General features: G+C 43.5%; 11 protein-coding genes. 4 read left to right on the top strand and 7 right to left on the bottom strand.

The genetic code is table 11. The features are described from left to right. Window positions 1-345: 345 nt before the first annotated feature. Window positions 346-2,886: a BREX-1 system phosphatase PglZ type A gene (pglZ, locus tag OCU14_RS02700; RefSeq protein WP_261809688.1), complete on the bottom strand. Its 2,541-nt coding sequence runs from the start codon at window positions 2,884-2,886 to the stop codon at window positions 346-348. A 117-nt stretch (window positions 2,887-3,003) separates the two neighbouring features. On the opposite strand from pglZ, the gene pglX (OCU14_RS02695) reads away from it, so the two are divergent. Both pglX (OCU14_RS02695) and OCU14_RS02690 read left to right on the top strand, forming a co-directional pair. Then, the gene (gene pglX / locus OCU14_RS02695; protein ID WP_261809726.1) at window positions 3,004-5,058 is read left to right on the top strand and encodes a BREX-1 system adenine-specific DNA-methyltransferase PglX; all 2,055 of its coding nucleotides are present in this window, start codon (window positions 3,004-3,006) and stop codon (window positions 5,056-5,058) included. Window positions 5,059-5,112: 54 nt separating this feature from the next. Beyond that, the gene (locus tag OCU14_RS02690; protein ID WP_261809687.1) at window positions 5,113-6,201 is read left to right on the top strand and encodes a site-specific integrase; all 1,089 of its coding nucleotides are present in this window, start codon (window positions 5,113-5,115) and stop codon (window positions 6,199-6,201) included. 56 nt (window positions 6,202-6,257) lie between these two features. On the opposite strand, the gene pglX (OCU14_RS02685) is transcribed toward OCU14_RS02690, so the two are convergent. From pglX (OCU14_RS02685) to OCU14_RS02665, 5 genes are all read right to left on the bottom strand, one after another. Then, complete coding sequence (gene pglX, locus OCU14_RS02685) at window positions 6,258-9,884, bottom strand: BREX-1 system adenine-specific DNA-methyltransferase PglX (protein ID WP_261809686.1); 3,627 nt, start codon at window positions 9,882-9,884, stop codon at window positions 6,258-6,260. Window positions 9,885-9,916: 32 nt separating this feature from the next. Further along, window positions 9,917-13,552, bottom strand: coding sequence for a BREX system P-loop protein BrxC (brxC, locus tag OCU14_RS02680; RefSeq protein ID WP_261809685.1), 3,636 nt, complete (start codon window positions 13,550-13,552; stop codon window positions 9,917-9,919). A gap of 12 nt (window positions 13,553-13,564) precedes the next feature. Beyond that, on the bottom strand, window positions 13,565-14,143 hold the full coding sequence (locus OCU14_RS02675) for a DUF1788 domain-containing protein (protein ID WP_261809684.1): 579 nt from the start codon (window positions 14,141-14,143) through the stop codon (window positions 13,565-13,567). A 1-nt stretch (window position 14,144) separates the two neighbouring features. After that, the gene (locus OCU14_RS02670) at window positions 14,145-14,738 is read right to left on the bottom strand and encodes a DUF1819 family protein (protein ID WP_261809683.1); all 594 of its coding nucleotides are present in this window, start codon (window positions 14,736-14,738) and stop codon (window positions 14,145-14,147) included. A gap of 382 nt (window positions 14,739-15,120) precedes the next feature. Continuing rightward, window positions 15,121-16,896 carry a GmrSD restriction endonuclease domain-containing protein gene (locus OCU14_RS02665; protein ID WP_261809682.1) on the bottom strand — a complete coding sequence of 592 codons (1,776 nt, stop codon included), beginning with the start codon at window positions 16,894-16,896 and terminating at the stop codon, window positions 15,121-15,123. A 229-nt stretch (window positions 16,897-17,125) separates the two neighbouring features. On the opposite strand from OCU14_RS02665, the gene OCU14_RS02660 reads away from it, so the two are divergent. Continuing rightward, window positions 17,126-18,322 carry a hypothetical protein gene (locus tag OCU14_RS02660; protein WP_261809681.1) on the top strand — a complete coding sequence of 399 codons (1,197 nt, stop codon included), beginning with the start codon at window positions 17,126-17,128 and terminating at the stop codon, window positions 18,320-18,322. Beyond that, window positions 18,322-18,924: a hypothetical protein gene (locus OCU14_RS02655; RefSeq protein ID WP_057879348.1), complete on the top strand. Its 603-nt coding sequence runs from the start codon at window positions 18,322-18,324 to the stop codon at window positions 18,922-18,924. Before OCU14_RS02660 ends, OCU14_RS02655 begins: the two co-directional genes overlap by 1 nt. 95 nt (window positions 18,925-19,019) lie before the next feature. On the opposite strand, the gene OCU14_RS02650 is transcribed toward OCU14_RS02655, so the two are convergent. Then, window positions 19,020-20,099 (bottom strand): helix-turn-helix transcriptional regulator, encoded by a 1,080-nt coding sequence (locus OCU14_RS02650; protein ID WP_261809680.1) that lies wholly within the window; start codon window positions 20,097-20,099, stop codon window positions 19,020-19,022. Window positions 20,100-20,224 lie beyond the last annotated feature (125 nt).

The following is a 20,224-nucleotide window of genomic DNA, read 5'->3' as shown; positions in this document are numbered from 1 at the left end:
AGCTAGTCATTTATCTCCATAACATCAAAAAGAGCCCCTCTCCCATCACGGGAAAAGGGCTCTACGAGTAGAACGGTACCACCTTTTATGTTGCGGTCACCCGCAACGCTTATCGCGGACTAACATCCGCTAGCCAGATAATGGTGGCCACCACGCGTACCTACTGATTCAGTCGCGAACTCGGAAATGATTTTCACCGGCGGTAGTTGATCACTTTCCACTTACCGTGACTCACTTGGCAACGCCCCGTCGGTTACTTTTTTCCTCAACGTTTTTGAAGTATTGAGACTGATTATAGGCGTGTGAAGGTTACAGGTCAATGGGTATTTTAATCATTTTCTAATTTTAAAAATTAAAGTCGTTAAGATCAGCGATATCCATCGTAAACGGAATTTCCGTTTTCTCGTGACTGCGTTGATTTTCAATCACCAAGGAATAAGTCTTGGTCTTGTCGTAAGTTCTATCAGCTAAGATCAACTGAATACTTTGCATGCGGTCCTTGACTGATTCTGCCCGACTATTGGCATTAATCGTCTGTTGGCCAGAGATTTGTTGGCCTTGATCGTTAACAAAGTACAAGGTAAATTCAGCCGGAATAACCGTCGCACTGATCGGTTCTGCTTGACGTAAAACTAGCGGCACTGTCAATGCCGTAATCTGCCGATTCATACTGAAGAGTTCCAACGTCACATCCTGTGCCGCTGAACGATTAGAAGTCGTCTTCACCTCTAGCAATGGCACAACCATTTCTTGCAATGAGGAACCACCGTGAACATAGTTAAATGACCCGACTGCCCTAAAAACATTCGCTGTCTTGGGATAATAAACATACCGTTCATCAGACCTATTCGCTAGAATATCACTTAGTCTTTGTCGACCAACCCCTGGTAAATTAAAGTCTCGTGGCGTTACTAAGTAACGTTGAGATTTCACATCGTTCTCGTCGGTCTCAACTTCGATCTTGTCAGTTGCCTCTAAGCGATCGTGGCGATAGAGATACCCATGATCAGCCGTCACATAGATATGCGCAATTCCCAATGTTCGTAACCGCGTAATCAACTGATGAATCTCAGTTATGGCATCATCGGTTGCCTTGAAGACATCATCTTCTGTCTTCTGATTGTCACCAACCGCATCGACCTTATTATGGTAAATGTACACAACCTCTTGCCCAGCAAACTTCGTCCGCAGGTCCTTAGACATTTCCCCTTCCAGATCTTTCAAACTGTAAGTGGCACTCTTAGGATTATGATGCTGTAAAATGGCTTGACGTTGTTGTTGATTTCCAGTCTTCTGGCCATCAACAATCAATTCCTTCTGCTGCGCTTGTAATTCCAATTTTTGATTTGGAAGCAGCAGAGGCATCCCCATATAAGTCACGGAAGGCAAACCTGTCACTAAGTAATCCATCGATAGTGAGGTCACTTGGTCTTCTCGGCTCAAACGTTTCTCTAGCTCCTTAGCCGCCTCAAATCGGAAAGCATCGGAAATGATCACGACAATTCGATTCCGCTTAGGTGCGATGTAGAATCGATAAAAATTACGCTGTAAGTGTTGGGGGTTAACCTCAGTCATATCAAAGGTTTCATTCCACGCATAAATGGACTTATCTAGATAGTTATTTACATAAATGGACTCGATTAACGTCTTTGTTTTTAAGAAGGCCTCCGGTTGCCCAGCCAATTGGTAGTCATAGGTGAATTTACGATAATCAGTATCCATGCGATAGTCTTGTGCCACATAGCGGTCTATCATCGCCTGCTGCCCCTCAGCGGGCGCCTGATGGCCTTTCCGGACAATATTCCAGGCCTTACGCATCATGCGATAGAGCCGTGAAAAACGTAGCTGACTGCCATAGTGTGTGTTCAGTCGCTGTCGGGTGACCGCCGCTATTGTCTGGTCATTCAACCGGCTGTCCAAGTCCTCAAGCTGTAACCGCTCCTGAATCCACAACAAGATCAGTTGGTCGAAACGTGGAAACATGTCAGACTTGGCCAAATCATCGACCTTAGTGTTTCTAAAGATCCGGTCACCATCTACCTGTTGCCAGACCAAGTCGGCAATGCTATCGAAAGTATCCTCACTAGACTCTTTCGTTTCGCTCCGATTACCAAACTGCTGAACGAAGGTCTGGACATTCGCCGCGTATTCACTGAGATCATACTTCTTCAAGCTGACTGGAATTGGCTTTTCCATCTGCTGATAAGCCATGGTTACGTAGAGATCTGCAACCAAGTCCTCAAGTTCTGGCGTTTCCCCCGTATATCCGAAACGAACGGCGACCTCTTCCCAGAACGATTGCAAGACCCCATACCGGGAAAACTCCTTTAGAACAGGATTGTCTTTAACGCCTTTAACCAGTAGTTCCTGTAAGAGATCAAAGAAATCCACGATCGGTTGATTCAAAGGCGTCAGAGCGGCCATAATCGCTAACTCTGGTTTAGCCTTATAACTGTCAACGTCATACCGAGAAAAGACGGCTCGCCGGCGGGCATTGGCAAAAAAACTAGCATACTGCTTGATGAAGGGCTTTAAACTCTCTGGCAACCCTAACTCCTTGCGTAAGATTTCCTTGGAATCGGCTGTAAAAGTACCAGAGTACAGCACGATGTTTCGCAAATGATCTTCCTCAAGTGCCGGTTCGGCAGTTGGCGAATAGACCAACGCCTTCGTCTGATAAGACAAAGCCAATAGCCGTTGCTTCGTCGCCAGCTGGTGACCTGGGTCCATGACGATAACATCGGCAATCCCCGTCAAGGCTTCCTGAATCTCATCAATACTCGTCGCAAAATCACCGTTGTCGTCGTACCAGAAAACAAATTGATTTTGATCGGTGAATCGCTTTTTCAAAGTTTTAATTATTTGATTAATGTCGACGTCTGCCACGGTGCTTACTCCTTCTTTACTCGTTTTATGATATAGCCTAATCATAACGTAAACACGTACGGCATGCAGTAGAATTTATGAAATTAATCGTTCACTCCCAACTATCACGATGGTGTTATTCAGCATTTGATTACCGATGTGAGCGAGGATGATTTTAACGTGGCCGTTGGTGGTCAGGTGGAGATTATTGGGTGGCTGTATCAGTACTATAATACGGAACCACATGATCAGGTTGTGAATATAATCGGGGGTCCAGTTAAAAAGGCTGATATCCCTGCAGCAACTCAGCTTTTTACAACAGATTGGGTTGTTAAATACATGGTCGATAATTCCTTGGGAAAATTCTGGCTAGAAAGACACCCTGATAGTAACTTAGGTGATTACCTGAAATTCTTATTGCCAGGTGACATTGAAGTTGTAGATGATAGCGGCGTAGTTGAAGATCTCAAGATCATTGATAACGCTATGGGATCGGGGCACATCTTGGTCTATGCTTTTGACGTTCTCATGACTATCTATGCCGAACAAGGGTACTCAGTTCGTGATGCGGCAACTCTCATTCTACAAAATAATTTGTATGGCCTAGAGATTGATAAACGAGCTTACCAATTAGCCTACTTTGCCCTAATGATGAAGGCCAGACAATATAATCGTCGTGCTCTGCGTTCTGATCAAGCAACGCCTAATGTCTTTGTATTTGAAGACACCGATGACATCTCAGAAGAGTTCATTGAACAGCTCGATAGTAGCGCTCAGTCCGAGTTGGCTGATATTGTTGACCGCTTCCGCAATGCCCGTGAACTAGGTTCAATTATTCATTTCGACAATCCAACTTTGTATGACTTTGCTAAATTACAGTCGGCAGTTGATGCTGTACCATTAGATGACTTAGACCTTTTTGGATTTCAAATGATGAAGGCCAAGCTGTCACGCGTATTAAAAATAGCCGAGGTACTTTGCCGTTCCTACGATATTGTGGTGACCAATCCACCTTATATGAACAAGATGGAACCAGCGCTAAAGAAATACGTTAAGAAGTACTATGCAGATTATTCTGGTGACCTATTCTCTATCTTTATATTCAACAATAGTCGCCTAATTAAGCCAGGCGGATACGCTGCTTTCATGACGCCATTTGTCTGGATGTTCATTAAAACTTATGAGAAGTTACGAAAATATTTAATTGAAAACGAAAAAATCGATAGCCTGATTCAGATGGAATACTCTGCTTTTGAAGAAGCAACTGTACCCATAAATACGTTTGTATTAAAGAACGTGCAGACTGACAAGATTGGCACTTACGTGAAGCTTTCGGCCTTCAAAGGCGGTATGGATGTGCAAAAGGACAAGGTTTTAGAAGCCATTGCTAATCCTGAAACCAACTACCTTTATCGAACTAACCAAGCGAACTTTGCGAAGATTCCGGGAATGCCGATTGCTTATTGGGCTAGTGAGAACTTAATTCATGATTTTGAGGTTGGTACACGGATTGATAGGTTTGTTGACCCAAGAGAAGGATTATCAACTGCCGACAATAATAGGTTCTTAAGACTCTGGCATGAAGTTAAATATAATGCCATAAATTTCAATGCAACATCTCTGGATACAGCCATTGAATCTCGTAAAAAATGGTTTCCAGAAAGTAAAGGAGGCGCATACCGTAAATGGTTTGGAAATTACGATTTTATTGTCAATTGGCAAGATAATGGTGAAGAAGTACGTAACTTTACTTGGCCTAATGGAAAGAGAAGATCTGTAGTTAGAAATTCGCAATACTATTTTAAAAAGGCACTTACCTGGTCTGATATTACTAGTGGTCAATTTAGTGTTCGATTCAGGGAACAAGGTAGTATTCACGACACATCAGGACCCTCTGCATTTGCCAAAAATTCGCAGAGTAACTTAATTTACTTATTGGGCTTACTAAATTCAAAAGTGGCCGATTATATTTTTAAGATTTTAAATCCTACTATTCACTTGAAACCGGGATACTTTGCTGCTCTTCCAGTACTTGACTTAAATAGCTTTAATGATGAGTACGTTGAAAATTCGATTGCACTAGCTAAAGACGATTGGGACTCTTTCGAAACATCTTGGGACTTTCTTCACCATCCGATGCTAACTCACATCGCTGACGATAACCTATCACACTGTCGTTCTCCCGTTGGCTAACAAGCTCATCTGTGACAAACTTGTGCCAATTAAAGATTAATGGAGGAAAAATAAATGGTTAGTTATCGAAAACGTGGCAATGCCTGGCAATACGAAATTTCCTACAAGGACCATAATGGTCAATATAAAAAGCTTCGAAAATCGGGCTTCTTGCTTAAATCTGAAGCCATCCTAGCAGCTAGTAAGATTCAAACAGAACACCCTAATCTGACAACAGTGAAATCTGGCAGTGAATCCCTAGTATCCTACTACCAGCGCTGGATTAGCGTTTATAAAAAGCACGCGGTCACACCTATTACTTACAATAAATATGAAAATACAGCCCAACACGCTATTGAACTTTTTGGGAACCTCAAACTAAAAGATCTGACCAAATTGCTCTATCAAGAACGTCTGAACAAGTTTGCTGAAACCCATGCCCGCCGAACCGTGTCGTGCTTCCATAAGCAGCTTAGAGCCTGTATTCTCGAAGCATTAGACGAAAAAATCATTACAACAGATCCAACTCGAAAGGCTGTGATCACAGGACACGAGCGTCCTAAGATTGCTAAGACCTTAAACTATGCTGATTGGGCAAAACTGCTAGCTAATCTTGATACTTCACAAATTGGTGAAATGATTATTTATTTGGCCGCAGTCACTGGCATGCGGTACGGTGAAATCGTAGGTTTAACCCCAAATGATATCGATCTGGATCAACATATTATAAGTGTTAATAAGGCTTGGGATTACAAATATAAGACTGGATTCATGAAGACAAAAACTCCCTCTTCTATTCGTGAAATCACCATCGATAGTGTAACCGTCCGCCAACTTAAGAACTTTGAAAGCGGACGCTCCCTCAGTGCTAATCAACCCATATTTATGAACACTAAGAATCACATCCTCGTCAGTGCCGAGATTAATAAGCTCCTAACAGATAAACTCACCACGTTAGGAATTCCGAGAATCACCTTTCACGGGCTACGTCACACCCATGCTTCAATCCTTTTATACAAAGGCGTTAGCGTTCTTTCCGTTTCTCGTAGACTAGGTCATAGCAACATCACGACTACACAATCAACCTATCTACACATCATCAAAGAACTTGAATCGCAAGACCAGGATAAGATTATTTCTATCCTGGAAAACACCTCAAAATAGTTGGCACATAACTTGGCACAAAGGGGGTCTCTCAGCACTGAGAGACCCCCTCTTGTTTACTTCAATTTAGATAAAATCACACTACCAGCTTGTAATTTATCATAGTTCACCACAACACCATCATCCAAATCAAGTTTGATTTTTTGGTTCGCAATATGCTGAATTAAAGGATCATATTTTCTAATTTCAGTTAATTGTTGTTCCAGATGTTTAAGTGCCTTTTCATAACGTTTCTTTTGACTAGCTACCGTTTCATTACCAGCCAATTGGGTCAACTGGTCAATTCGCAATTCATACTTTCCTTGTAACGGATGAAGATAATTTGTTCGAACCATGGCCAATTCATCTGAATCATATCGATGGAGATACATCAACGCTTTAAATCCATTGTGCCGACCACTATTGAATTCCCAATAGATAGGCCGCTTCTGATAGATCTTTTTGTGATCTTTGAAGAAGTCTTCTACGAAATACCGTCGAATAGCAGCTTCATCTGAATCTGCCTTTTTCCCAATAACTGAAGCAATATAACTCAAGTTTTCTTCGACCGTTACTGCTCCAAACGTAGCAGTAAGAAACGCCTTCAACCGATTCATAATATCACGTGAATCGCCAAAATAGTCCGAATCATTCAACATGAGAATATTATCTTCGTTTGGCACAAAGGAATGATACTTGCTCTCATCCCACTCACCACCAGCAAAAGTTAGGCCCTCTGTATCTAAAGAATAGCGGCCAAAGACGACACCTACAAAGTACGATAAGAATGATTTAATATCACGTACTTCATCGGCTAAACGTACTGAAACATCCTTATCTGCCACTTCTGGCGTCAATTCTTCATTCAAGCCATACAGATCGATGAAGATTCGATTCAGCTCTTCTTCATTGGCTTTCAATTGATCAAAGCGGTCCAGTGCCTCTTCCTGCCATAAATTAAAGGCATTTTCCAGCTTCCCATCAACGGCATTTCGCTTATCGTCAGCGATGTGAGTTAAGAGAGGATGTCTTTGAAAGTCCCACGAGGCTTCGAACATATCCCACTCATCTTTTGATCTTTCAATATTATTATTAATTATTAAGAGAGTTTTTTCTTCAGAAGACAGAATCACCGGTATTGCATCAAAGTTTCCAATTTGAAGATTGATGGTTGGATTTAGCAACTTAGTTAAATAGTTTCCAATTTTAGAATTCATAATTCCTAGAACATATTTAAGATCACTATTTTTATTGGTAAATGCTGACATACCAGATACGTCGTGTATGCTTCCTTGCAACCGAAGTCGCATACTAAATCTTCCACTTGTTATTAGTGGCCAAGTTATCGCTTCATGAAAGTAATAACCTGTATTTTGAGGGCGCGATCGGATTTTCCCATTTGGACCACTGAAATGACGAATTTCATTTCCATCGTTTTCCCAGTTCACCACATAGTCGTAGTTGCCATACCATTTGCGATAGGATCCGCCCTTATTGTAGGGGAACCATTTCTTCCCAGATTCCTTAGCATCTTCAATAGACCTAGCATCAAATTTTATTTCCCTGTATGTAACTTCAAACCATTCCCGAAGAAACCGGTTGTTGCTTGCAGTGGCCAGTCCTTGACGTGGCGTAACAATTGAATCCATTCTTGTACCGATTTCAAAATCATGTAGTAAATTTTCACTAGCCCAATAAGCAATCGGCATTCCCGGAATCTTCGCAAAGTTCGCTTGGTTAGTTCGATAAAGGTAATCTACTTGGTCATTTTGAACCGCATTCAAGTAAGCCGATTCTTTCTTCTGCTGAGAATCAAAATTGACCAACCGTTCATACGTTCCAATATAATTTAGTATTGTCTGGTGTTTGAAAACAAAAGTCGTTGATTGAACGACTTCGCCACCAATTTCTTCAAAAGCCCGTGTACCCAGATGGGCCATGTTGATTAGAGTGTCTTCTTTTAACGTCTGTCGTAATTTTTCAAAACTAGAAAGAAACATCCAAGCATGTTGAGTAATCATCGCGTAGTAACCGCTACTAATAGTCAAGGATCGCAGTCGCTCCATAAAGACAGCAAATAAATCTGCTTTACTATTAGGAAACTGTTTTTTAACGTACTTTCCCAATACAGAGTCCATTTTTCCAGATCCCATATAAGGCGGGTTCATGGCCCCAATCGTAAATTTCCGATCCAATATTTTGCCAACTGCAATGATCTCATGCAATTTTTCCTGATTTTCAAGTAACATAACAGAATTTAAACTCAACTGGCCTGCAGGGACTGTTGCATTTGCTATAGGCTCAATTGTCGCCCAGTTCACTGGTTCTTTGAATTGAATTAGTGAGCCATACTCATTACCGAAGCGGAACTTATCCAAGACATCATTCAAAGTCCTTTCTTCGTCCTCGTTCGTCAGTAATTCCTGAAAATCTGTGCTGGTTAAATCCTCTGATTCAGGAATATCGAACACATTGGGACGGATACCAAGCGTTAGGAATCGCCGATTGGTTGCGCGTGCCTTCATCATCAAGGAAAAGTAGGCTAGTTGAAAAGCTCGGGTATCGATGTCCAGACCGTACAGGTTATTCTGAATGATGAGCTTGGCAGAATCTCTACGTGAATAGCCCTCACGTTCATAGATTTGCATGAAGACTTCGAAAGCATAGATCAGGATGTGACCTGACCCCATTGCAGCATCGATCAGCGTAACCTTCTCAATGTTTTCAGTTGACAGGCCGGCTGAATCAGACTGAATCGAAACTTGTTCTGTCTGTTTGGCAGCGGGCATGAAGTAACGCCAACCAAAATCATTTGCGATTTCTTTGTCGGATCGTTGATCACCTTTAGCTTGTAGGACATCAATCCAATAACGTCCCAGTGAATTGTCTACCATGTACTTTACAATCCAGTCAGGGGTGAAGAGCTGGGTCACAGCAGGGATATCTGATTCAAGATATTTTTTCTTCTTGAACGCCTGATCTTTCGGTTCCGTATTATAGTACTGATACAGCCATCCAATAATCTCTACCTGACCACCAACGGCCACGTTAAAATCATCCTCGCTCACATCGGTAATCAAATGCTGAATAACACCATCGTGATAGTTGGGAGTGAACAATAATTCGGCATAATCATTGGTATTTTCGAATAAATAGGGCAGGTTCTTATTCAAAGCATTGGCCTGTTTAATAAATAACATACGATACTCGGCATCCATATCTGTCGGTTGTTCAGTATCTAAAGCCTTATTGATCAGATCGCGTTCCGTGGAGGAAAAGCCGCCCAAGTCACTTTCGACATCCAGCGCATGAACCATGATATCTGGCTCATTCCGATTCTCAGTACTGGATAAAACTCGTGTCCGACTCGGTAGATAGTCGTTCACTTCCATAAAACGAATCGCAATAATCCGGTTAAACCACGTATAGGCAACCTCTTCCACCAAATCATGAAAAGCCATCTTAAAATCATTTTTCGTTGCCCGTCGTTCTAGTTCATCAACAAAGCGTTGTCGCTTAACGATGTCATGACCTGTAATACCGTCCAGTTCATCCTTATAGTATTCAACTTCAGACGTTGAAATCGGTAGCTTATCTGCCACACCCGCTTCAGAGATCCCCAACGAGGCTGCTTTAAGTTTAATGCCCTCAATGAGTGAGAGGCGCGCGTTAACTGCAAATTTCTTAATTGCTGTTTTATCCATAATCTCTTCCTTCACTCTGACTGGGAACTTAATTACAGTTCAAAATTAATTTTGCCGTTTTCTTCTAGCTGCTGCTTAAGAGCAGTTCTCAGGCTCTCAATCTGAACATCAATGTCCGTCGAGTTATTCAAGTCCCACGACTGATTGATTCCTAACGCTCTAGCGCTGACTGTCTTTCGTTGCGTGATGACTGGTTCAACTGGATCGGAACCACCATCATCCTCCACATCATCATTTTCTTTTCCAATGACTGGTGGTATTACATGAATCACCTTTTTATTGCGATTGCGTTCTTTCAGCAATCGGTCCATGCCATGAACTAAACGCATCCGGACAGAACCCGCCTGTTGTGGAATAATAAACAACCCATTCAAGGTCGTCGCGTTCTGCGCATCATTCAGCAAACTTGCAAACTCGCGACGGATCTGGTCACCGAACTCCTCTGTGAGGTGTTCATCTGCACAATATTTTTCTGTCGCAACCTGTTCAGTTTGAATGTCTTGTTGTGCTCGACTCAGGCCAGCATCAAACTCAGCACTGAATGCCTCACGGAATTCCACAACCAAGTCTTTCAACGGCTTAATATTCCCTTGTGGCCGTTTCTTCATCAACTCATCAATTTTAACGATTAAGTCCTTAACCGCTGTTCCAGTGACAAACTTTTGGGAGCGATCATAGACGACTTGTTGCGTGTGCCCCGATTCCCAGATCTCTTGTTGCGTCTTACTCTGATAGAATTCGTTGATGCCACCCTCATCCATATCATCATGCCAATCTAGTAAATCATCATGTTTTTGGCTCACTAAATCATAGAATCGGTCCGTGTCGGTTTGTGCCAATAAAAGATTCATTAGGTCTCGCCCGGTCTCCAACACATCCTGTCCAGGATAGTAACTCGGTTTTTGCAGATAAATGTCTAAAGCCTTGCGCGCATTATTCAAGCTGTCTTGCAGCTCACGCATCAGCGTGTCATCTTCATTGTCGCTAAAGGTTTGCTTCTTAAACAGCTCTAGGGCAACATCTCTCAGGTCTTTCTTTTTGCTCTCACTCACGGCATGCCGCGGTTCCATTTGAACAGCATCCAAATATTGTCGTTTCAAGAAGTACTTCGCCATCTCATTGGCCGGCACTCTTGCCTGTAGACTCAAAGCTTCGCCGTTAACGTAAACTTTTAGCTTAGCATCAGCGAAAAGTTTGGCGACGAGCCATCTCGTATCAATTTCACGATAACCATACGGAATCTTGCTGAAACGCTCCAATACTGACTTAAACGAAATCTTACTGTGTCCAGAATAGTCACGACTAACACGTTCTAACACCGCCTGAAGGGCCCGCTCATTTTCAGCCGTCTTAACTAATTCACTGCTGTCTTTGAACAACGCCACGACGTCATTCTCTTGTTTAACGACATCGATATAACTTAAGTTCCGATAGATTTCATCGATTAATTGTTCTTCCGCCTGCCCTAGACTGGTAAAGAAATCTTTCTTACCAGCATCGAGTCGATCGCCTTGAACGTAAATATTTGCCTGTTGGAGAACGTCTAATAATTCCTTGGCTACGCGTTCCTTCAACGCACCCAATTCCGTCTTCTTAACGTTCACAATCCGCTGCGAACGAGCATCTTGGGATTGTTCCTGCGGATTCAGGATAAACTTCTGTATCCGTAAGATCTGTTGCTGATCATCGATGTATTGCGATTCCCCTGGTAAATCAATAATGATTTGAGGCTGTTCCGGTGAGTTAGACTGCCGCCGCAACTCACTATCATCCCGGTTATCATCATTCGCTGCCGTAACGATCTTCAAATTGATGTCTTGATTGGTTTTACCCACTGGTCGATTATCAATCCATTGATTAAAGACAAAGGTATACTGTTGATTCAACTTAGGGTACGTGTACCGCCGTGAAATGGCAGCTGCGCTGAAGAGATAATCCCCAATTGCTTGAGAAATCTCTCCAGAGTCCACTCCCTGTCGCTGAATTTGCTTGCTAATGTCCTGTTCAGCATCGGTTAAGAACTCATACCCTTTGCTGGTCTTCTCGACGATGTTCTGCTCTTGCAGGACCTGTAAGGCTTGCTTAACCTTAGCCTCCAACTCAATCCGGTCAGTATCGATTGAATCGATCATAAGCGTCACTAAGTTATTCAAAGTCCCATCGAAGTCCTGAACATATTTGATCATGAATAATGTTTCTAGAACCTGAACGGCAAAGGGATTGTCCTCACCACTAGGATTAATCAATTCATTGTTCTGTGCCCGCTGAATCACAATCATGTGCGTGTGATCCAGGAAGTGGCTGAGCCCCTGGAAGAAGATGCTAAATGGTACCAATGCCCGCGTATCTTCATTCTCTAACCGTCGCGCAGATTCCTGGAAGACCGCCAACATTGAACGTTCCCCATTGGCTAAATGCTTGCCATCAGAACCGTTCTCGCGAATGGCCGTCAATGTATCTTGTAAGAGAACCACTTGATAGGGCACAAACGGATAAAGATCGGCAAACATTTTAGCATCGTCATACCGTTTCCGTTCTTCCTTACCGTCAAAGCTAATCAGATTATTGATGACATGTTGATTCTCATCAAAGGTAGCCTCCAACAGCTTCTCACTAGATGCCGTTTTCGCCAGTAACCGCTTCTGAATAACTTCATCCACGTTGGCAGAAGACATGGCAATCCGAGTATTGAACCGCCCTTGAATCTTAGAAAAGTCTTGTCCATTGATATTCTTAGTCACCTTGTCGATGGCTTGTTGACTGGTCACAATTACCCAGGCTTTACCATGTGTATAGGTTCCCAAATCCTCAACAATACTTTGGAGGTTCAACATCCGCTGTTGACTAGACCCGATATATTGCCCAACTTCATCCACCAAGAACGCCATGTGGTAATTTTCACCTTGGCTCTCGATATGCTGGTTGACCAATTTGGCAAAGCTCTCCACACTAATGGGGTATTCCTTCTTGAGTTGATCAACGAACCCATTGGCATCTGCTTCCGACATGAATCCAATCGCAACTAATGCGTCTCGGATAGTCCCTTTCAAAAAGGCATAAGCGTTCCGTGCATCCAGCCAGTCACGATTTTGCCGATCTAATTCCTTGAATTTTTCTTGGAATTCTGTGTACTTTCCCTGAGCAATCAGGTCACGTTCCAAGTCAGCAATCCAAAAGTCAGCTCCGAACAAGCCTAACTGCTCGTTGAAGACCTGTAGAAAGACGTTTAAGATAGCGTCTTTTTGGGATTTATTCCCATTTTTGGCCTTGGAATCAATGTTAAATAGCATGACTTCATTGGGAATGGACGCAGCTAACTTCATGTTTGCCAACGTTTCTTGATCGTGGACCTTGGCGTCATCAATAAAATAGTCTAGAGCCGACTTCCCAGCTACCTCTCGATTTTCCAAAAGGTAAGCCAAAATTTTTAAGAAGTGAGACTTCCCAGACCCAAAGAATCCAGAAATCCAGACCCCCATGTTCGTCGTATCATGCTGGATACCTTCAGCGTATGCCGAGAAGAAATCCTTAAAATGGCCGTCCAGTTCTTTGGTTACCACATATTCTTCAAGCTCCTGTTTTACATTGGCATCTTGTTCATCACCAATAGTAATAACGCCCTTGATATTCCGATCAATCGATTTTTCAAAAATGTCTTTAATCTTCATAGCGGTTCTCCCCTAATTGATTTGAAATGCTCGGTAGTAGTTATCCTCTTTGGATTCGCCAAACATACTGAGACTTAGACTGTCATAGGTTCCCGGATAAAAGAAGACAACCGGAATACCGGTTACAACTTGATGCATGGTATTCAAAACTTTATGAGCCCGAATTAGCGGAAAAATATCCCCAATTCCCGTGACAAAGACGATGACTGGTTCTTCAGGTAAATGCTCTTGCATGTACTGAACCAGCAGGTTCTCGGTGCTTGTCATTTCCAAGGCATTGTTCAGTTGCTCCGTCAGGTAGTCGATACCGTCACTGGCTTCCATCTCTAGAACATCTTCTTTAATTCCCATACTATCCAATAATTCCCACATGATCTGGTAAAGATTAAATTCAACAATATCCATACCGACCGTTTCACGGTTCAATTGTTGGCACATGTTGCTAACCTCTTCAGTGACCAACGGCTGATCCTGTGGGTCAAAAGCTAAAATATAATACGACACTTCATTCGACAAACCGCGACTCTGCTGAAAGGCTGGATCTGCAACCTTTTCTCGTAAATGTTTGAGCTTTTCTGCTGTTTTTGTCATGCTATCTCCCCAAAAATGCCGCTAACTGGCGGGTCTGCCCTTTTGTATGTAATAAAATCTCTAACCGCGTATCCAATAGTGGTCGCTTCACTTGATCATAATCATCTTGTTCCTCAAGTAATCCTGCCTCACGTAAAAACGTCTTAAATGTCCCGGCTAATCGCTTGATAGTCTGCTCAGTCCAGGAAGCCACCTTGGGACTTTCAACCTGCTTCTGGTTAAAGAATGCCTCGATCTCATAACCATAGAGCTTCGCATCCCCCAAAATTAATTCATTTCGGTAGACCTCGTACAAAAAATCATCAAATAATGAATCCAGTTGCAGGATAGCCGACAAATTTATCAGCTTCTGATTAGTCAGATCTAGTGATGGAAACAGATCAAAGTAATCTTCATCAAGAACAGTTACTCGCCGCTTCAGTGTCTGAACCATTCTTAACGAGCGTGAAGTTGTTTGCTGCTGAAAGTAGTTTTCTTCTAAAGCTAAATACCGAATATCCGCATCCGTATTCCCTTGATCGCGTAGATTCAGATATTGCGAAAATTCATTAAACCAAAAAGAATGTGCCACCATAGCCGCGCTATATTGTTTCATCAACTAGTCCTCCCATCATAATCATTTAAAGAAAGCCATCCGATTAACGGCCCTCTTGTCTGACTCTAACTCATCTATCTGAAACCCAATCCGAACAATCCGCAATTAACGTGAAACCTTCACTAATTATATAAGATTAAAGACTCGGGCGCGATAGATTCAACGAAATATACTGCTTTTCCGATCGAATCGGGTAAAAGGATTCTTGTGAAATCTCTTTTTCCAAGATCCCTCTACTCATACAAACGAAATTTTCCACTAATTTTTCGCATTAATTCTGATAATCGCTACAATTCCCTATTGCTTCACTTATGACAGCATTTACAGACATGTCCAATAAAATAGAGCATACTGGCTCAATAGCCGATATGCTCTACGCTGATTATAAACTTTCAAAATAGTGACGAATCTTTTGTGCCATTAGCTGCCGTCTCATTTGTAAAAACTTATCATAATTCGACGCATCAAATTGGCAAACTTCTTCTGGAATCGCATTTTCTCTAAAATTATCCGAAGTCGCAAACTCAGTAATTTGGGAATCTGCTAAATAATCACGGGGAATCTGGTCACTGATCTGTAGGTTCCGTGGTTGGGTAATCTGCGTATAATTTGCCACCTGATTATACTGTTTCTGGGTCAAGCCTTCACGCTTGAGATAAGCCCGTGGAAAGATATGATGGACGTTGCCTTGCTGATTCAAAACACTTTCCACAGTGTGGTCTTTCTCCAACCAAGCTAGATCCCCATTCTTAACCTGAGTCATTTCAAAGACCCGCCAAGCGTTCGATTGGGTTGAGGAGGTCATGAGTTGTTGCGGCAACGTTACTGTCCAGAAGTCCTCGGAAAGATTTTGTCGTAAAACATCTTTCAATACCGTTAGTGGATCTTCTTTAATGAATCGCGTAATATCTTGCCAGCTTTGCGATTCACTTGATCCCCCATAACGATGGGTCAAAGCCGACATAATAATCCATTTTTTAACAATCATCTCAATTTGCGAGTTGGTCATTGATGATTGATCCTGTCGTTTCAGTAAGAGATACAATGAGTACCCGAAATTCAGGACCCCTAGTCCATTTAGCACTAGGGTATCGCGTGTTAACATGCCCAGACTCTTCAAAATCATTAAGTAACGTTCAAAATTGGACTGATTAACGACGGCCAGAACACCTTCTGACAACTTAGCATATGCCGCCTGCATAGCTTCCTCCGTGTATGTCTTCTTGTTGAAGTCACGACCAGAGATTAAGCTAATCAGATCTGCATGTCGACCTCGCCCAAACTCAAATCCTAAGATAGCATGGAAAATGTCTCCAAATCTTGGATTATAGAGATTGGTTCGTTCCTTAGCCGCCCACTTAATTTTGGCATAGTAATCTGTTGTACTGAATTCTGTGTCGTTCACCATCAGGTTCTGTAGAATCGTGGGATCCTCTAACAACGTGGCAAAATACTCAACGGTTTTACGTAGGTCATTACCACCATGTTCCGTATCAGCAGCTAGCTTTGACATAATAAAGTCAGCGGAACTGAGCTCAGTTCCTTTAGAATTAATACGATTGAAGATTTCCGTAACGGCGCTGATATCCAAATCAGATGACAACATAATATTACCAACATCATTATTGGCTAGGTCCCTTAAACGTTGAATTGGCTGCGAAATTTTCATTGCATCATAGTCATTGTCTTTTGCGAATTGTGAGACAAATTCGAAGAGATTTACTTCACCAAACAGTACTGAAATGTCAGAAATCCACCGTTTATCCTTTTCAATCGGACTGGTCAGCGTCTGGAACTCTCCAGTTTCCGGCTTGAACGCAATTTTAATCCGCTTCTTTTCAAACTTTTTGGTCACAACTGAGTCCCCCATTAGGGCTGCCCGTAAGGCAGTAATTCGTTGCTGACCATCGATGATAATCTTTTTCCCTCGGCCGATACTCCCATCTTTCAGGCGAACCTTAGGATTATCCCATGTAATAATGTACCCAATTGGATACCCGTGATACAGCGAATCAATCAGATCACGCACTTTAACCGTATTCCAGACAAACGGCCGTTGTAGCTCTGGTAGGCCGATTTCATCGTTCTCGATCCACCCCAAGATAGTACTGATGGCACTGTTTTGAACATCGTACTTTTTCTTCTCGATCTTTTTCATTATGCCTCTACTCCCACTGATACCCATCCATTAGCGACTTTAAAATTTGTTTTCAATTTCTATTTTCCTGCTAGTTCCCCCAATAGGCAACTCAATAAATAGCAATTTCGTGCAATTAATTTTTGCAACCACTATCAGACTGACACATTATGACATACCTATCCACTATACTTATTTTATCAACTTAAGTCATATTGTTTCCGCGTTAATCTAACAAGGAGGTGTTTCAATGACCATATCTCAGACCAAAATCACCAGAAATCTTTCCTATGTTGACCTAAACGTTTTGTGCAAAGTTTACGCACAGAGCGATTCCGAACGCATCACTGCTTCAAATGCAACCTCGCTTTTTTCGATCACATCTGATGAGTTGCCTCACCGCGTCAAGCGTTATCAAGTGGGTGGCGAAAACACCACCACCTACACGTCCTATCTAAAATTGCGTGAACTTGAGCGCGTCCTCTCGACACCGACCGATGACTTACCCGATTTGCCATTTGGCCCGACGGCGGTCACCAATCTTGAAACACTCATCGCCAATCTGAACGATTTAGGTTTCACCGTGACTGGTCACCATATCCAAGAACTCGAATCGCGTTTTATCTCTGATCTCGACGAATTTGTCGCTAATCCTACTGACTATCTGGCCACGCTCGACTTGCCAACGCGTCCGATCGACACCGCTAATATTCCAGCCCTGAATAACGACAACGAATACCTACCAAATCAGAGTCGCTATACGATTTACGATCAATCAGGTGAGCCGATTATTGAAAGCATTCATCCCCTCCTCCTTGGCGCGGTCATCGGCTGTCTCTTACTCCAAGCCGACCCCCAAACCATCAAGCAACTCCTCATTTGGCCGAGTCGCAAGTTAGTCCCCGCAGACAGTGACCTTGACATCAGAGTCACTGCCTACCGCATCTCCGCTGACTACCCCATCACCAGTCGTGCCGACTGTGCCCGCATGGCGAAATCGCAAATTCCTGGAGACGGCCGTATCCGTCAGTCCTTCAGTCCTTCTGCCGAACCCTATTACGCCCTATGCCCTGATCTTGGTCTTACCGACTGTCTCAGCGTCATTGCTGAATTAACTAGCCAGACCCCCGTCGATCCGACGCAAACCGACGACGCAAGACAGCTGGCTGAACACCTCATTAACTTGGCTAGCGGCCAAAATCTCGGCATTAACCGTATGACGCGTCAACTCGTCGACAGAGGGGCGGCCGAAGACTTCACGATCGTAGACGGCCGTCTCACCGATGTTGATATCGCCCTCTGGCGAGAAGACGGTCCCCATATTCCTGAATTAAGTTTCGACTTGATTGACCAGACCACCGGTCAGACCGTGGCCTACGACATCTTGCTTCGTAACCTGATTGAAAAACTGTTACGTCACATTGACCTAAAGAAAGGTGATAAATAATGATTAAAACTTCTGATTTTTCAACCGTTGACAGCTGGGCGCTCTGGAATGTTCCCGCTGATTTACCCGCTAACGCCACCGACGCTGAACGTGAACAACTCTTCAAGGCCGCCTATGGTGCCCACGGGACATCCCCTAAAGACCAACTTCCTAGCGATCTCACTGACCGCCTCAGCAAAGTTGAATACGTCCTGGTCGGTCAAAATCCCGGCAACGCCGCTGCTAAGGCTAGCGAACAAGGCCTCTTCAACAACTTCCATGGCCCTGCCAGAAGTTGTGATTACCGCCTCGCTGCTGCCATTTATGGTACAAAGCTTTGGGGAACCTTCATGAGTGATGTCTCCAAGACCATCAACAGTAACAGTCAAGAAGCCAAGCCAGTTGAAGCCGATGTCCGTGACTTCGAAAAGCACCTTGATGCCCTGGGTATCTCAAAGGACGCCACGCTGATTGCCTTAGGAAGTACCGTCAACACTGCCCTGACTAAATTTGCTAGCCGCCCAGTTAAGACGATGTACCACTACTCTCCAGTCAACACGCGTTGGCAAGCCGCTACAGTTCGTCAACAAGTCCTCGACATCACTGAAGAAGCCGTCGACTAAATACTTACTGGTCTGACAAATAAGAGTCGAAACCATAAACTGGTTTCGACTCTTATTTTTATTGGAACGCTTTGATTTTTTAACACGACTTGTGACTAATACAGTGCCCGTATCCGATCAATTTCCGTCAAAACGGCTGCCCGTAATTTTGGACTTTTCAGCACACGCACCAATGCCCCCTGACCCATAATCCAGAGCACCAAGCCTTGCATCTGACCAGTTCCAGAAATAATGACACTCGTTGGATTGGTCTTTAGAATCTCGGTTCCGGTTGGATGATGGCGTTCCTCATCCGCCGTGGCTCGGCGGACCTGTTTCACACCTGGCAAACTATCCAGGGCGGTCTGTGGCCAGCCCCAGTACTGGATTTCATACGGCTCCGAGGTCAATTCATTACCCAAGAGATACGTCTGATTCACGCGTTCACCCTCATTGGTATTCATGGGCTGTTCCGCCCGGTGCGCCGCGCGTAGGCTGTCTGGTTGCATACGGTCCAACCGATAGACTTGCTCGCTACCTTGTTGTTGCGTGTAGATCCACACGTAAAAGTAATGCGCCGAAAAAGTAACACTGGTTGGCTTTCCCACGATGGTGCTAACGGCCCCCGTGCTGTTTTGATACTTGAATCTAATCCACTTGTCAGCCTGGATATAGGTGGCAATATCATCCAACAGCGGCAATTTTTCCATCGTGCTGGCCCCGATATGTGGTTGCGTCTCTTCGGCCGGCCAAACCTTGGCATTATAGCCCACGGGCCGATACGTCCCCGTGGTCACGGTTGTTAACCGACGGGCATTCTCACGATGGCTGGGCGACAACAAACCCAAAAGATGTTCGCGAAGCGTTAACATTTCGGGCTTGCTCAGTGCTCGTACGCCAATCACCATTTTCAATAAGGCCAAGACTTCAGCATAGGTCAACTCATCTTGAGTCGTCAGGTAGTAGGCATAGACCTTACTCGTCCCTCGTTGAACCAGATCATGGTTCCAACTCCAATCACGCTGTTCCAACACAGCGGCTTTAATCGCCTTGATGTCGCGCCGAACTGTTCGCTCATCGACCCCATACTTTTCCTCCAGGTCCTTGACCACGATCCGACCACCCTGCCACAGGGTGATTAACATCTCAGCGACGCGTTTCTGTTCATTGCCTTTTTTATTTGCATTGCTTGCCATTTGACTACCTCCATTTCGATAACTTCAAGCTGGTTATCATCATCGCAATCACTCAGATTGAGTTAAATCCATGTTTTGATAACCCTTACTTTCTTACGTTTACCGTTTCTTCGTTAGAGAAGCTA

The organism is Levilactobacillus humaensis (assembly GCF_024345185.1).
GTDB lineage: Bacteria > Bacillota > Bacilli > Lactobacillales > Lactobacillaceae > Levilactobacillus > Levilactobacillus humaensis.
The sequence above is the reverse complement of the archived record's forward strand: the minus strand, read 5'-3'. Positions and strand labels throughout refer to the sequence as shown.

What these genes read in the sequence shown, in the direction of transcription:
- OCU14_RS02690 (WP_261809687.1), top strand. Translation starts at nt 5,113, where the DNA reads ATGGTTAGTTATCGAAAACGTGGCAATGCCTGGCAATACGAAATTTCC.
- brxC (WP_261809685.1), bottom strand. Translation starts at nt 13,552, where the DNA reads ATGAAGATTAAAGACATTTTTGAAAAATCGATTGATCGGAATATCAAG.
- OCU14_RS02670 (WP_261809683.1), bottom strand. Translation starts at nt 14,738, where the DNA reads ATGAAACAATATAGCGCGGCTATGGTGGCACATTCTTTTTGGTTTAAT.
- OCU14_RS02650 (WP_261809680.1), bottom strand. Translation starts at nt 20,099, where the DNA reads ATGGCAAGCAATGCAAATAAAAAAGGCAATGAACAGAAACGCGTCGCT.
- OCU14_RS02655 (WP_057879348.1), top strand. Translation starts at nt 18,322, where the DNA reads ATGATTAAAACTTCTGATTTTTCAACCGTTGACAGCTGGGCGCTCTGG.
- pglX (WP_261809686.1), bottom strand. Translation starts at nt 9,884, where the DNA reads ATGGATAAAACAGCAATTAAGAAATTTGCAGTTAACGCGCGCCTCTCA.
- OCU14_RS02665 (WP_261809682.1), bottom strand. Translation starts at nt 16,896, where the DNA reads ATGAAAAAGATCGAGAAGAAAAAGTACGATGTTCAAAACAGTGCCATC.
- OCU14_RS02660 (WP_261809681.1), top strand. Translation starts at nt 17,126, where the DNA reads ATGACCATATCTCAGACCAAAATCACCAGAAATCTTTCCTATGTTGAC.
- OCU14_RS02675 (WP_261809684.1), bottom strand. Translation starts at nt 14,143, where the DNA reads ATGACAAAAACAGCAGAAAAGCTCAAACATTTACGAGAAAAGGTTGCA.